Below are 13,719 nucleotides of genomic sequence, written 5' to 3'. Positions count from 1 at the left end.
AGTGCGCGGACCCGAGAATTCACATGTGTCGGTGGTGGCTTCGCGACGATCGTACGTCATCGCACCGAGCAGCCTGAACGTCTCATCAAGGTTACTCCGAGCGGCACAGGCCGTTCGTTCGGATCGCTAACCGAACCCAACCATTGCGGTACACCGCACCTAATTCCGCGGATAAGCCACCACCCTGCGTAGTAACAGCAGTTTACTGACTGGCGGATCAACTGTTGAGGCGTCTCAATTGGCCACTTCACTCCCGCCATCACGGCCGATTGATACGCGGTGGGTGCGCGATAGAGCCGCGATGGGCGGCGCTTCTAACTTCGTTCTCAGACGCCGCTCGAAGGTGTCTGAAGCACAACTCGAAGCCAAGGTCCGACCAAGCAAGAGGAGGCCGACATGATCCGCAAGACGACCGCTGCCGCTCTGGTTCTCTCCGCCGTCCCCGCGGCCCTGGCACTTTCCCTCTTCTCCGGCACCGCGCAGGCCGACGACGACACCCCGTGGGGCAAGGTCGCCCCAACCGGTGACACCTCCCGGGCCAAGGTCATCGCGAGCGACGACACCCCGTGGGGCAAGGGCCTCAGCGCCTCCGACGACGACACCCCGTGGGGCAAGACGATCACGCTCCCGTCGCTGCCGGACCACAACAACACCCCGTGGGACGACGACACCCCCTGGGGCTGATCACTCCCCTACGTCCGGACATCACTCTGCGGGAGGCCAGAACCATGCGATTCCACCTGCTGGGCTCACTGGAAGTCCTCGACGACGACCTGCCCGTGCCACTGGGCGGCGTCAAGCAGCGCGCGGCTCTGGGTTTCCTCCTGCTGCACGCCAACCGCGTGGTGGCGACCAGCAAACTGCTCCAGGCGCTGTGGCCGCGGGACGTCCCGCCCACCGCGCGCAAGATGCTCCAGAACGCGGTCTCCGGACTGCGTGGCGTTCTCACCCCACATGGCAGCGGCCCAGAAGGATCCGGTCCAGAAGGATCCGGTCCAGAAGGATCCGGTCCGGAAGGATCCGCGCTGCTGCTGACCCACGCGCCGGGCTACCTGCTGCGCGTGGACCCCGACTCCCTCGACCTGTCGCGCTTCCAGCAGTTCACCGAACAGGGTCGTGGCGAACTGTCCGCCGGCAACTGGCCCGCCGCCGCGAAGGTGCTCCGCAAGGCACTGAGCTTGTGGCGCGGGCCGGTGCTCGCGGACCTTGCGGAGACCGGCATCAACTGGCCGGAGCTCACCGCCATCAAGGACTGGCGGCTGGCGACGCAGGAGGACTGCTTCGAAGCGGAGCTCGCCTGCGGAAGGCACTACGAGATCATCGGCGAGCTGGAGTCGTTGATCGAGGTCGAGCCGTATCGCGAACGGCTGGGCGGACAGCTGATGCTCGCGCTGTACCGGTGTGGCCGGCAGGTGGACGCGCTGAGCGTCTACCGCCGCACGAGGGCGGCGCTGGTGGAGGAGCTCGGTCTCGAGCCGGGCCGCGAGCTCCAGGAGCTGGAGCGCGCGATCCTCGACCACGCCCCCGTGCTGGACCTCCCGCCGTCGGTGCAACGCAGGCACCTGCTCGCGGTCGGCCAGCAGCCGTCCCCCGCTCTTCCCGTTCCCGCACCTGCTCCCGTGGTGATCGCGCCGCCGGTGGTGGAGCCTGCCGCCGCGGACGTGACGACCGTGGAACGCAAGCTCGTCAGCGTCGTGATGGTGTCCGCCCAGCTCGGTCTCGCGGCCGGCGACGGCGACCCGGAGGACGTCGACGAAGTGCACCAGGAAGTCGCCGCGGTGGTGCGTGCCGAGGTGGCACGCCTCGGTGGCGTCGTCGGAGGCAACGTCGGCTCCGTTTTCTTGGCTCTGTTCGGTGTGCCGCGCACGTCGGAGGACGACGCCGACCGCGCCGTGCGTGCCGCGTTGGCGATCCGCGACCGGCTGGCCTCCGTCGCCGACGTGCAGATCGGTGTGGCCACGGGTGACGCCCTGGTCCGCCTGCCTGTCTCGGGTACGCCGTCAGCATCGGGCGTGCTGCTCGACCAGTGCCGTCAGCTGATGGCGCTGGCACCGCTGGGCGCCGTGCGTGCCTGCACCGCGACCCGTGACGCCGGCTCCTCCGCGACGTGGTCCGCCGATCCGGCCCCGACCGGCGGCTGGCAGGCGGTCTCGTGCGTCTCCCCGCGAGGCGCGACCCGCCGCGCGCAGGCTTCCGTGCCGTTCGTCGAACGCGAACGTGAACTCTTCGTGCTGCAAGGACTTCTGGACGAGGTCCGAGACCGCCGCCGCCCGCACTTCGTCACCGTTCTCGGCGAGGCGGGCGTGGGCAAGACCCGCCTGGTCCACGAACTGGGTGCCGCCTGCACCTCACCGGCCGCCGTCCTGCGCGGCACCGCCACGGCGTTCGGCGACGACCACGGCTACGGCCCGCTGTCCGGCGTCGTGCAGGGCTTCTCCTCCCCCGAGGCCCTGCACGACGCGCTCACCTCGCTGGTCGGCGTCGGCGAGCTCGCGGACCGCCTGCACTCGAGCCTCGCCGGCCTGGCATCGGGTTCTCCCGACGTCTCCGCCGACTTCCCGGCGTGGCGGCGATTCCTGGAGGAGATCGCCGACGCCGGCCCGCTGGTCGTCTTCCTGGAGGACGTGCACTGGGCCAACGACGTCGTGCTCGACTTCGTGGAGGAACTGAGCGAACAGGCCGGCTCGGTGCCGCTGCTGGTGATCGCGACCGCCAGGCCCGAGCTCCTGCAGCGCCGCCCTTCTTGGTTCGGCGGCAAGCGCAACGCCACCACCATCAGCCTGGAACCGTTGTCGCACAACGGAACCCGCAGCCTGTTGAACTCACTGCTGGAAACCAGGGAACTGTCCGCGGAACTGTGGCAGGCGCTGGTCTCGTGCGTCGGCGGCAACCCGTTGTTCGCCACCGAGTACGCCAGGATGGTGTCCGACCCGCGGATGCCCTGCCTGCACAACGACGGCCCCCTGCCGGTTCCTCCCCCGGTCCGCAGCGTGATCACGGCCCAGCTGGACTCGCTGCCGTTCCCGGTGAAGGCAGTGCTGGGCGACGCCGCCGTAGTGGGCGACCTCGTGTCGCCCGGTGCGGTGTCGGCAACCGGCCAACGCGATGCCGGTGACGTGGCCAAAGCGCTGGAGCTGCTGGAACAACGGGACTTCCTGCGCCGCCAAGGCCGCAACAGCGAGACGGGCGAGATCGAGTACGGCTTCCGCCACGCTCTCGTGCGCGACGTCGTGGCCGACCAACTGCCACGCGCAGTACGTGCCGAGAAGCAGGAACGCGCCGCTGCCTGGTTCGCCGAGCCCGCCCTGGATCTGATGCTGGACCGCCGGGCAGGCTGACGGCCAGCAGCCGATCTTGTCGGTGCCGCTGAGTACGTTGAAACGCAGGGGTTCCCAGTTCGGGGGGACCCCTGCGTCAGCGTGCCTTACCGCGAATACCAGCGCTGCAGAGCCCTCGGTGCGGACCGCCGGCGCGCTCGCTCCAGCCGAAACCCACGGCCGCCCTCGGAACGCTCGGAACGACGCATGCCGCCCGCGGAACTCACCGTTGTCCGAACGGCTGCCAGGGCACCGCAGAAGCCACCACAGCCTGGTTCGCCAAGGACGCGGTGGAGTTGATGCCGCTCGTGGAGCGCCGAAGCAGGTTGATCCTTCAGACGCGACTGAAGGGCGGCGTGGGGCCGGTGATGCCAAAGCGCTGGAACAACGGGACTTCCGGCCACGTCGCCGACCTGATCCTCAGACACGGCGAAGGCCGCCTCCCCCGGTTCGGGAGAGACGGCCTTCAACCGTGCTTCTGGTGCTGTGTCAGTGCTGCGGAGTCCGGCGCGGACGGCCGGCGCCCCCGGTGCGGCCGAATGCACGGCCGCCCTCGGAGCGCTCCGAGCGGCGCGGGCCGCCGGCACCCTCGCCGGAGGAACGGCGCGGTCCGCTGCGGAACTCGCCGCCTTCCGAGCGACGGCCGGAGCCGCCGCGGTACTCGCCGCGACCGGCACCGGTGGCCGGGGCGCCGAAGCGACGACCGCCGCCGCCAGTGCGACGGGCCGGCTTCTCGCGCTCGATGATCGGCTCGCCGCTCGGGATGCGAGCACCCGTGATGCGGATCAGGTCATCGTCGCCGGGGCGCACCTTCGTGCTCTCCGGACGGATGCCCGCGCGAGCGGCCATGCCCTGGACGGCGCGGCGCTGGTCGTGCGTGACCAGCGTGACGACCGTGCCGGACTGGCCGGCGCGCGCCGTACGACCGGCGCGGTGCAGGTAGTCCTTCGGGTCGGCCGGCGGGTCGACGTGCACGACGAGCGAGACGTCGTCCACGTGGATGCCGCGAGCCGCCACGTCCGTCGCGATCAGGACCGGCGTGGTGCCCTCGCGGAACTCGCCGAGCACGCGGGTGCGGGCGCTCTGCGCCTTGCCGCCGTGCAGGGCTCCCGCGTGGACGCCGACCGAGCGGAGCTTCTTGGCCAGGCGGTCGACGTGGTGCTTGGTGCGCACGAACATGATCGTGCGGCCCTCGCGCGCGGCCACCTCGGTCACCACGTTCTGCTTGTCCTCAGCCGAGACGAACAGCAGGTGGTGGTCCATCGTCGTGACGCTCGCGGTGGCCGGGGCCACCGAGTGCGTCACCGGGCTGTGCAGGTACTGGCGGACCAGCTTGTCCACGTCGCCGTCGAGCGTCGCGGAGAACAGCAGGCGCTGGCCGTCCTGCGGGGTCAGATCGAGGATCGCGCGGACCTGGGGCATGAAGCCCATGTCCGCCATCTGGTCGGCCTCGTCCAGCGCCGTGATCTCGACCGAGCCGAGGTCACAGGTGCCCTGGCGGACGTGGTCGGACAGCCGGCCCGGCGTGGCGATCAGCAGGTCGACGCCGCGGCGCAGGTGCTCGATCTGGCGCGGGAACGACGTGCCGCCGACGACGACCCGGCACCACAGGCCCAGCGAGCGGGCGTGCGGCATGAGCGCCGTCTCCACCTGCATCGCGAGCTCGCGGGTCGGGACGAGGATCAGGCCACGCGGCTTGTTCGGCAGGGTGCGGCCGCCCGCGAGACGGGTCAGCATCGCGAGACCGAACGCCAGCGTCTTGCCGGAGCCGGTCTGACCGCGGCCGAGGATGTCGCGGCCGGCCATGGAGTCGGGAAGGGTGGCCGCCTGGATCGGGAACGGCTCGGTGATTTCGTTGGCGACGAGCGAGCGGATCAGCGCGTCAGCCAGGCCGAGCTCGGCGAACGAGGGCAGCGGGCCTTCCGGCAGCGTGCTCTCGAAGACCTCGGCGACGATCGGCTCCTCGACCCGCTGCTGCGGACGCGAGGAGTTGCCCTGGCGACCCGAGCGGCGCCGCGGTGCCCTGCGGCTGTTGGAGCGCTCGGAACGACCTTCGGACATTGATGGCAAAACAAACCTCCGGGACATGGCACGTCTCGAGGCTGCCCCGCGCGCTACCGCGGTGCCGATCACAAGGACGAGCCCGGCGTGATGGTCACGCCGCTGATGAGTGGGTGGAAACACCGGTCAACGGCCGTCAAGCCTTCATCGGTGCACAGCACAGTCTAGCTGATCAATGGCCACGCCTTGCGCGCCCGGCAGTGTCGTTGGACACGGCCGGGCGCGCAACGTGGGTCAGGCCATACCGGCCACCTCCAGCAGCGTCGCCACCAGCGCGGACGGCTCCCCGATCTCCGGTGGCAGGCCTCGCGAGGCGAACCAGCCGGCGATGTTTCGGACGTCGCGGTCGAGAAACTCCACGCCGCGGGGGTTCGCGACGAGGTCGACCACCTGCGGCAGGTCGATCATGATCAACCTGCCCTCGTGGACCATCAGGTTGTACGCGGACAGGTCGCCGTGGGTGAGGCCCGCCTCCGCGAGCGTCATCAACGTCGCGACCAGCTGACGCCACAGGTCGAGCAGCTCGTCGGAGTCCGGACGGGTTTGCGCGAGCCTCGGTGCCGCGTTGCCCTCCGCGTCCCCGACGAACTCCAGCAGCAGCTCGGTGCCGCTGCGCTGCACCGGATACGGCACGGGTGCGCCTGCCTGCCACAGCCTGGCGAGCGCGGCGAACTCCGCGACCGCCCACTGCTCCGCGATCAGGTTGCGCCCGAACGCGGTGCGGTTCTGAATGGCCCGCAACTCGCGGGACTTCTTCATCTTGCGACCCTCCAGATATCCCGCGTCGCGGTGGAACATCCGGTGGTCGTTGCTGCGGTAGCGCTTGGCGGCGAGCAGGCACGCCCGTTCGCCCATCGCGCGTTCCAGCAGGAAGACGTCCGCCTCCTTGCCGGTCTTCACGATGCCCAGCTCGCGGTCGACCGCGGCCAGCTCGGTGATGAGCCAGCTCGGGTGCGGTTTCGGACCCTGGTCGGCGTCGCCCCAGGTGGACCAGCGATCGCCGTCCTCGGGGGTGTCCGCCGTGCTGAGCTGGTCCTCGCGCAGCCGTGCGACCCGCAGCTTCTCTTCTTCGGTCATGCGGCCGCGACGCGTCGGCTCCGCGTCGTCGGCGGTCTTGCTGGTGCGCTTTCCCTTGCGCCGCATGGTTTCGTCGGCGCCATCGAAAGCAGACTCGTAGCGTTCGTAAAGATCGTGCTCGCGCACGGTGGGGTCTCCAAAGAGGATGAAGGTGACCGCCCCACTGGCGCTCTGCGATCAAACGGTGCTGATCAGGCGCGAAGGGCGGAGGGACGGGTCCTGCGGCCACGTCCGAAGACAGGCTCTGACATGTCGCACCTCCTCGTTCCCCACACGCCGCACTTCGGCTGCGGTGAAGCTTGCCCGGTCGCCTCCCGGGCGCGCAACCGAATTAACCGGTGATCAGGTCCGCGGTCTTCACGCCGGTCGGCACGATCTTCAGACCGGCCTTCTGCGCGATCCTGACCAGGCCTTTCAGGTCGCTCGGCTCCGCACTCGTGGTCACCAGGGCGCGGGCGAGCAGGCCCTTGTGCGCCTTGTTGAAATGGCTGACGACCTTGCCCTCGCTGGTGATCACCCGGACAACGACGGCGTGCGGGATCCTCGCGAGGCTCGAATACGCTCCGGACCTCAGGTCCACGACGAACTCGTCGGCCTCCTTGAAGACCGGCTCCAGCACCGGCTTCCACAGCGCGCGCAGGCTGCCGTGCGAGGGCAGCGTGCTGCCTCCCGAGAGCCGGTAAGCGGGCACGGGATCGCCGCCGCGGACCGCCCCGAACAACGCCGACGCGACCGCGAGCCGCCGGTAGGCCCGTTCCTTCTCGGCCTTCTTGAGCGTGCCGAAGTCCAGGTTGTCGTAGAGGACGCCGGTGTAGCGCAGCAGCGCGGGCGTGGTCTCCGACGTGCGCAAAGCCGCGTTGCGCTCGATCTCGTCCAGCTGGCGCTCGGAGATGTCGAGCGCTTTGAGGCTCGCCGGAACGTCGTTCGCCAGATCCTCCAGCGCCGACACCAGCTTGTCGCGCACGGGGTTGAGCTCCGGGAACGACAGCGCGTCGAGGTCGAGCGGCGCACCCTCGCCGCCGATCGCCTTGGTCTCCGACGGGGGAAGCAGCACCAGCACGTCGTGAAGGGTAGGGCAACGGCCGAAAACCGCTGGACCTGCGTGGTGCTCTGGAGAGCGTGGACGCCCTGGACCGCTTGTACGACTCGCTCGACGCACGCCTGCGCCCGGAGGACGTCGCCGCTCTCGTGCTGGAGGCACAGCCGTCGCTGACGCATCGCGAGCGCGAAGTGGTCCAGTACGCCGCGGCGCACGCCTCGCGCCGGCACGGTTTCTCCGCGGTGGACGCGCGTCCGGTCGGTGCCACACATCAGGTCGCTGCCGCGCGCTTCCTGTTCGGTGTGGACGGAGGCGTGGTCGACGTGGACGACCCGATCTCGGTGCTGGAGTTCGCCGCCGCGGTCGGCTCCGAGATCGACTGGAACCCGGCGCACACCGACTTCCTCACCGACCGGTTGAATCGCGACGCCCGGGACGCGGCGGGCATCGAGCTGTCGAAGCGCCAGTACAACCGCCGCTTCCGCATGTTGCGCCGGCTCTCCGCGAAGGTGTCGCGGATGGAGCGCGCGCGAAAGATGCGCGACACGACGCTGTTCGCGGCACCCGGTTTCGTCGGCGCGGTCGACCGCGCGCGGTTCCGTGCGGACCCGGACGCGGCGTGCTTCATCGCCTACTTCACCGCCCTCCGCGAGCTGCGCCGCGAGTTCGTCCTGGAGTCTCGCGCGAACCCGTTCGACCTGGTGGCGGACGTGCTCTTCGCACGCTGCGCGGCTCGTGGCGGTACGGACTGGCCGATGATCGCGCTGACCTGCCCGGCGCCGGACGTCCTGAGCCGCCTCCGTCCCGAACAGCTCGGCCGGCTGCTCGGAATGTGGTCAGCGGCGACCCGGTCGATCGCGTCGTCGCTGGCCGCGCTGTGGCAGTCGGCGTCGATCGACAAGGCGACCATGATCGTGCGGCAAGGCGTCGACTCCTCGACGTGGAACGCCCTGGCCGGTGTCTACAACACCGCCCGCGCGGGCTGGATCGCCTGCCTCCACGCCGCAGGCCTGACCTCCCTGATCGAACACGCGTGGCCGGGCAAGGTCATGCGCGTCATGGCCGGCGACCTCGCCGCGTGGCACCAGGAACCGGGCGGCTCGCTGCACCCGGACACCTCGGTGTGGTCACGCCTGCCGTTGCCGTGGGACGTGCTCGACGGCACCGTTGCGTGCTCACGCGCCGATGTGGAGGCAGCGTGCCGTGAGCAGCGTGTGGAGCCCGAGAAGTCCGGCTGGACAGCACCCCGCACACACCGCGCGATCGCACGCTTCCGCCTGACCCCGGAGCTCGTGCACGGTGTCGCCGTGTCCGATCCGTTGTGGGCCATGATGTTGCGCCGCGCGCATGTATTCGGTGGACAGGACACCCTCGACTGAGGAGTCTTCACGAGAACACGTAGCTCAGTGGTAGAGCGCCCGGCAGCGAGTCGGGGGGACGCCGGTTCGAGCCCGGTCGTGTTCTCTACGGTGCCTGGAGCGTCAGGTACGCGAGGCCCATGGTGGCGCGCCACCCGTGCAAGCGGTAGGTGCGCTGCCGGTCGGCCTTCGCCCTGATGTCGTCGGCGTGCTCGGAGTCCGGGTTGTCGCGCAGCCAGCGTTCCCACGCCAGCCCGTGCGCGTTCTCGAACACGTCCCACTCGTCGAGGCTCGCCTGCTCCGCCGCGACCAACCGGTACCCGTGCTCGTGCGCGAAATCCACCAGGCCCGCGAGCGACCGGTACTGGTCACGCGGGACCGGCATGGCCTCGAGCTGCTCCGCGGTCGGCTCGCGCTCCCAGAAACCCTCGCCCAGCAAGAACATCCCTTGCGGGTTGAGCAGTGCCCGGGCAGCCTTGAGCGCGTTTTCCGTGTGCTGCAACGGATCCCCGCCCCACACTTGGGTGGCACCGTTGACGATCACGACGTCGTACCCCTGCTCGGGCTGCCACTGCTGAACATCGGCAGCGTGCAGGCGGACCCGCGCCGTGAGCCCTCGGGCGTCGGCGTTCGCCTGCGCGTGGGCGATGTCCACGGCGTTGCGGTCCACACCCGTACCGGTGGCGGTGGGCGCGGCCTCGAGCGTGCGGAGCAACAACTCCGCCCACCCGCACCCGAGGTCGAGCACGTGTTTCCCGTCGAGCGGCCCGAGCCCGCGGATCAACCGCGCGGCCCGTTCCTCGGACAGCGGCCCGTGGAAGGTGACGTCCTCGTACAGCGGGGTGATCTTCGGTGTCGTCATCGCACGCAGGGTGGCACCGCCTGCCCTTCCCGGGCAACGCGTTATTCGGTTGTTGGACCCATCACCTCCCCGTAGCTTCGGTTTCGTGGAACTCGTGTGGCGCCCGCTCACGACCGCCGACATCCCTGCGGTGACGGCGTTGTACGTCGCGGCCGAGGCTGTCGACGACACCGGCGAACTTCTGTCCGAAGAGGACTTCGCCCAGTCGTTCTGCAAGGCGGACCTGCCTCTCGGCTCGGTCGGCGCGTTCGCGGGCTCGTCGCTTGCCGCCTACGGACTCGTGGAGCCTCGCGAGACCCCATCGCTCGTGCACCGCGTCCGTCTGGACGGCATGGTGCATCCCGGCTTCCGCCGCCAGGGCATCGGCCGCGCGCTGATGCCGCGCATGGTCGCCCAGGCCCGGTCGCTGCACCTCGCCGCGCACCCGGCCCTGCCGCTCGTGGCGAGCACCATGGTCGAGAGCCGCTCAGCCGGCCACCTCGCACTCGTCTCGTCGCTCGGCTTCACCGCCGACCGGCACTTCCACGAGATGGAGGTGTCACTGGGCGAGCCACTCGCCCAGGTCCCGATGCCCGCGGGCTACGAGATCGTGCCGTTCTCCGCCGCCAGTCCGGACGAGATCCGCCTGGTGGTCAACGCGGCGTTCGCCCAGCACTGGGGCTCCACCGCGCGCAGCCCTGAGGAGTTCGCGGCGTCCTTCACGGACAGCAAGCGGTTCGTGCCATCGACCTCCTATCTCGCGCTGGATCGCGCGTCCGGTGCCGTGATCGGCTTCGTGCTCTCGCGGTACTACACGGCGGTCGAGGAACTGACCGGTGTGCGCGAGCTCTGGATCGGCGACCTCGGCACGCTCGAGGAGCACCGCGGCCGTGGGGTGGCCTCGGCGCTGCTGAGCTGGACGCTGGCTCGCGGCCGCGACCAGGGCTACCACCGCGCCGGGCTGTCCGTGGACACCGCCAACTCGACCGGTGCGCTCGGGGTCTACGAGCGCGCCGGGTTCAAGGTGGCGCGCACCTGGATCGACTACGGGTTGCCGGTCGACCTCTTCTGACGGTCGATGCGAAGGCTCGTGGCGGCATGCTTCGCCACGAACCCTCACAACGGGTCCGCCAGGCGTCGTGTCAGGCGGCGCTGTTGCCCTGAGGGCTCATGGGATGCGCAACGCCATGAGGGCTCAGTGCGAACACGCCGTGCGCGGTGACCCGAGGTCTCGTGCAGGCATGCACTGCCGCGAAAGCTCGGGAGGACGCGCTGGCACGTGGGACGCGCTGTTGTCCCGAGGGCTCACGGGATGCGCAACGCCGTGAGGGCTCGGGAGGACGCGCGGTCGCGGCGCAGAGGCGTTGGGATTCTGAGGGCTCGCGGGATGCGCAACGCCGTGAGGGCTCAGAAGGTCTCGCCGTGCGACGCAGGTCCGGTGCGGCCTCGACTGATTGCGGCCGTGCAGGGTCGGCGGCGTCAGCCGTGGTCGTGCCGGGGGTTCGCTCGGGGTGCTCGCGGTCCGGACGTGGTCGCGCCTGATCTGCCGAGGCGCGGTGGCCATTGAGTGCGCCTGGCGTGGGCTGCTGGATCCGTGCTGTCGCGGTCTGCCCGAGCGAAAGGTCGTGCCGGGTGCGGGTCAAGTGGTCAAGGGCGGCTCCTGGAAGGTTCGGGACGGGCCGAGGTGGCGGGGATCAGCCGCCAGCCCGGCCCTGCGGAGGGCTAGAGGGACTCGCCTGCCTGGCCGACGCAGAACTGGTTGCCGTCCGGGTCGGCCAGCACCGACCAGACGAGGCCGGGGATGCTGTGCACGGCGACCTCGGTGGCGCCCAGCTCGGTCAGCCTGGCGACCTCGGCCCTGCGGTCCGGCACGTGCGTGTCGAAGTGGACGCGGTTCTTGCCCGGCGTGGCGTCCGGCACCTGCTGGAAGGCCACGGCCGGACCGCCTTCGGAGTTCGGCGCGAGGACGATGAACTCGCCCCAGTCGTTCTGGATCGTCGTGCCCAGCGCGGCCGACCAGAACTCGGCGAGCTTGCGAGCGTCGCCGGTGTCGAAGGTGATCATGTCGATGCTGAAAGGCATGGACAGGACGCTACTCATGGGGTCTGACAATTTTGGTTTGCCCAGGTGAACGGCCGTAAGACCCAGAGATGTACCGCTCAAATCCGTCAGCGGCCCAACCAGTAGGCTGCTCCAACAGCCCGTGAACGAGGAGTACCCACCGTGATCACCAGGATGTCGTCGCTGTTCCTCCGCACGCTTCGCGAGGACCCGGCCGACGCCGAAGTGCCCAGCCACAAGCTGCTGGTGCGCGCCGGCTACGTCCGCCGCGTCGCTCCGGGCGGGTACTCCTGGCTGCCGCTGGGCCTCCGCGTCCTGCGCAACATCGAGGCCGTCGTCCGCGAGGAGATGGACGCGTTCGGCGCGCAGGAGATCCAGTTCCCCGCCCTGCTGCCCAAGGAGCCCTACGAGGCGACCAACCGGTGGGAGGAGTACGGGCCCAACATCTTCCGGCTCAAGGACCGCAAGGGCGCCGACTACCTGCTCGGCCCCACCCACGAGGAGCTGTTCACGCTCACCGTGAAGGGCGAGTACAGCTCGTACAAGGACTACCCGGTCACGCTGTACCAGATCCAGACCAAGTACCGCGACGAGGCGCGTCCCCGTGCGGGCATCCTGCGCGGCCGCGAGTTCCTGATGAAGGACTCCTACTCGTTCGACCTGACCGACGAGGGCCTGAGCAAGTCCTACCAGGACCACCGCGACGCCTACATCCGCATCTTCGACCGCCTCGGCCTCGAATACGTGGTCGTGTCGGCGACGTCCGGCGCGATGGGCGGCTCGGCGTCCGAGGAGTTCCTGGCCGTCGCGGAAACGGGCGAGGACACCTTCGTCCGCAGCACGGAGTCCGGCTACGCGGCGAACGTCGAGGCCGTCACCACCCCCGCGCCCGCCGAGCAGTCGATCGACGACAAGCCCGCCGCGGCCGTGCACCACACCCCGAACACGCCCACCATCGAGTCGCTGGTGGACTTCCTCAACGCCAACACCGACCGCAAGTTCACCGCGGCGGACACGTTGAAGAACGTCCTGGTCAAGACCAAGGTGCCGGGCAAGGAGTGGGAGCTGCTCGCCATCGCCGTCCCCGGCGACCGCGAGGTGGACTTCAAGCGTCTCGAAGCGGCCCTGGAGCCCGCCGAGGTCGCGATGCTCGAAGAGGCCGACTTCGCCAAGAACACGTTCCTGGTCAAGGGTTACATCGGCCCCGGCGCCCTCCAGGCGAACGGCGTCCGCTTCCTCGCCGACCCCCGCATCGTCACCGGCACGGCCTGGGTGACCGGCGCCGACAAGGCAGACCACCACGTGGTCGACCTGGTGGCAGGCCGCGACTTCACCCCGGACGGCACCATCGACGTGGCCGAGGTCCGCGAGGGCGACCCGTCCCCCGACGGCAAGGGCGTGCTGGTGGCCGCGCGCGGCATCGAGATCGGCCACATCTTCCAGCTGGGCCGCAAGTACGCCGACGCGTTCTCACTCGACGCCCTCGGCCCGGACTCGAAGCCCGTCCGCATCACCATGGGCTCGTACGGCATCGGCGTCTCGCGCCTGGTCGCGGCGATCGCCGAGCAGTCGCACGACGACCGCGGCCTGATCTGGCCCCGCAACGTCGCCCCCGCCGACGTCCACGTGGTCATCGCGGGCAAGGACGAGACGCTGACCGCGGCGGGCGAGGACTTCGCCCAGCAGCTGAGCGCGCGGGGCCTCAAGGTCATCCTGGACGACCGCAAGGCGAGCCCCGGCGTGAAGTTCGCGGACGCCGAACTCGTTGGCATCCCGACGATCCTGGTGATCGGTCGCGGCCTGAAGGACGGCACCGTCGAGGTCAAGGACCGCAAGTCCGGCGACCGCGTCGAGGTCCCGGTGGCCGAGGCAGTCGACCACCTGGTGAATGTCGTCAACAGCTGAATCTTGCGTTGAGCGAACGCCCGGCCGGGACTCCTGGCCGGGCGTTCGTCGCGTTTAAGG

At 69.8% G+C, this 13,719-nt stretch carries 10 protein-coding genes and 1 tRNA gene; 6 read left to right on the top strand and 5 right to left on the bottom strand.

Annotated elements, in window-relative coordinates; genetic code table 11:
- Positions 1 to 396 precede the first annotated feature (396 nt).
- Both ABZX92_RS10400 and ABZX92_RS10395 read left to right on the top strand, forming a co-directional pair.
- On the top strand, positions 397 to 684 hold the full coding sequence (locus tag ABZX92_RS10400) for a hypothetical protein (protein WP_355556198.1): 288 nt from the start codon (positions 397 to 399) through the stop codon (positions 682 to 684).
- A 44-nt stretch (positions 685 to 728) separates the two neighbouring features.
- Positions 729 to 3,338 carry a BTAD domain-containing putative transcriptional regulator gene (locus ABZX92_RS10395; RefSeq protein WP_355556195.1) on the top strand — a complete coding sequence of 870 codons (2,610 nt, stop codon included), beginning with the start codon at positions 729 to 731 and terminating at the stop codon, positions 3,336 to 3,338.
- Positions 3,339 to 3,806: 468 nt separating this feature from the next.
- On the opposite strand, the gene ABZX92_RS10390 is transcribed toward ABZX92_RS10395, so the two are convergent.
- From ABZX92_RS10390 to yaaA, 3 genes are all read right to left on the bottom strand, one after another.
- Positions 3,807 to 5,378 carry a DEAD/DEAH box helicase gene (locus tag ABZX92_RS10390; protein WP_355556192.1) on the bottom strand — a complete coding sequence of 524 codons (1,572 nt, stop codon included), beginning with the start codon at positions 5,376 to 5,378 and terminating at the stop codon, positions 3,807 to 3,809.
- 234 nt (positions 5,379 to 5,612) lie between these two features.
- Entirely contained in the window at positions 5,613 to 6,521 is a 909-nt protein-coding gene (locus tag ABZX92_RS10385) for an RIO1 family regulatory kinase/ATPase (protein WP_355556243.1), read from the bottom strand.
- 265 nt (positions 6,522 to 6,786) lie between these two features.
- Positions 6,787 to 7,515, bottom strand: a complete 729-nt coding sequence (gene yaaA, locus ABZX92_RS10380) for a peroxide stress protein YaaA (RefSeq protein WP_355556189.1) — start codon at positions 7,513 to 7,515, stop codon at positions 6,787 to 6,789.
- Positions 7,516 to 7,574: 59 nt separating this feature from the next.
- Between yaaA and ABZX92_RS10375 the strand changes: the two genes are divergently transcribed.
- Positions 7,575 to 8,873, top strand: a complete 1,299-nt coding sequence (locus ABZX92_RS10375; RefSeq protein WP_355556186.1) for a hypothetical protein — start codon at positions 7,575 to 7,577, stop codon at positions 8,871 to 8,873.
- 13 nt (positions 8,874 to 8,886) lie between these two features.
- Positions 8,887 to 8,958: transfer RNA gene (locus ABZX92_RS10370), tRNA-Arg, on the top strand.
- Here ABZX92_RS10370 and ABZX92_RS10365 read toward each other — a convergent pair.
- Positions 8,959 to 9,714, bottom strand: a complete 756-nt coding sequence (locus ABZX92_RS10365; protein WP_355556183.1) for a class I SAM-dependent methyltransferase — start codon at positions 9,712 to 9,714, stop codon at positions 8,959 to 8,961. It abuts the tRNA gene before it with no gap.
- Positions 9,715 to 9,799: 85 nt separating this feature from the next.
- Here ABZX92_RS10365 and ABZX92_RS10360 point away from each other — a divergent pair, with 85 nt between their 5' ends.
- On the top strand, positions 9,800 to 10,765 hold the full coding sequence (locus tag ABZX92_RS10360) for a GNAT family N-acetyltransferase (RefSeq protein ID WP_355556180.1): 966 nt from the start codon (positions 9,800 to 9,802) through the stop codon (positions 10,763 to 10,765).
- 650 nt (positions 10,766 to 11,415) lie between these two features.
- Here ABZX92_RS10360 and ABZX92_RS10355 read toward each other — a convergent pair.
- Complete coding sequence (locus ABZX92_RS10355) at positions 11,416 to 11,775, bottom strand: VOC family protein (RefSeq protein WP_355556177.1); 360 nt, start codon at positions 11,773 to 11,775, stop codon at positions 11,416 to 11,418.
- Between the two features lie 141 nt (positions 11,776 to 11,916).
- Between ABZX92_RS10355 and ABZX92_RS10350 the strand changes: the two genes are divergently transcribed.
- Entirely contained in the window at positions 11,917 to 13,659 is a 1,743-nt protein-coding gene (locus ABZX92_RS10350) for a proline--tRNA ligase (protein WP_355556175.1), read from the top strand.
- Positions 13,660 to 13,719: the final 60 nt, after the last annotated feature.

The sequence above is a fragment of the Lentzea sp. NPDC006480 genome (assembly GCF_040611995.1).
Classification (GTDB): Bacteria; Actinomycetota; Actinomycetes; order Mycobacteriales; family Pseudonocardiaceae; genus Lentzea.
This window is presented reverse-complemented; position numbering and strand designations above follow the sequence as displayed.

Bases quoted from the DNA above. Each gene is read 5' to 3' on its own strand.
- ABZX92_RS10400 (WP_355556198.1), top strand. From the start codon at position 397: ATGATCCGCAAGACGACCGCTGCCGCTCTGGTTCTCTCCGCCGTCCCC.
- ABZX92_RS10390 (WP_355556192.1), bottom strand. From the start codon at position 5,378: ATGTCCGAAGGTCGTTCCGAGCGCTCCAACAGCCGCAGGGCACCGCGG.
- ABZX92_RS10355 (WP_355556177.1), bottom strand. From the start codon at position 11,775: ATGCCTTTCAGCATCGACATGATCACCTTCGACACCGGCGACGCTCGC.
- ABZX92_RS10365 (WP_355556183.1), bottom strand. From the start codon at position 9,714: ATGACGACACCGAAGATCACCCCGCTGTACGAGGACGTCACCTTCCAC.
- ABZX92_RS10395 (WP_355556195.1), top strand. From the start codon at position 729: ATGCGATTCCACCTGCTGGGCTCACTGGAAGTCCTCGACGACGACCTG.
- ABZX92_RS10385 (WP_355556243.1), bottom strand. From the start codon at position 6,521: ATGCGGCGCAAGGGAAAGCGCACCAGCAAGACCGCCGACGACGCGGAG.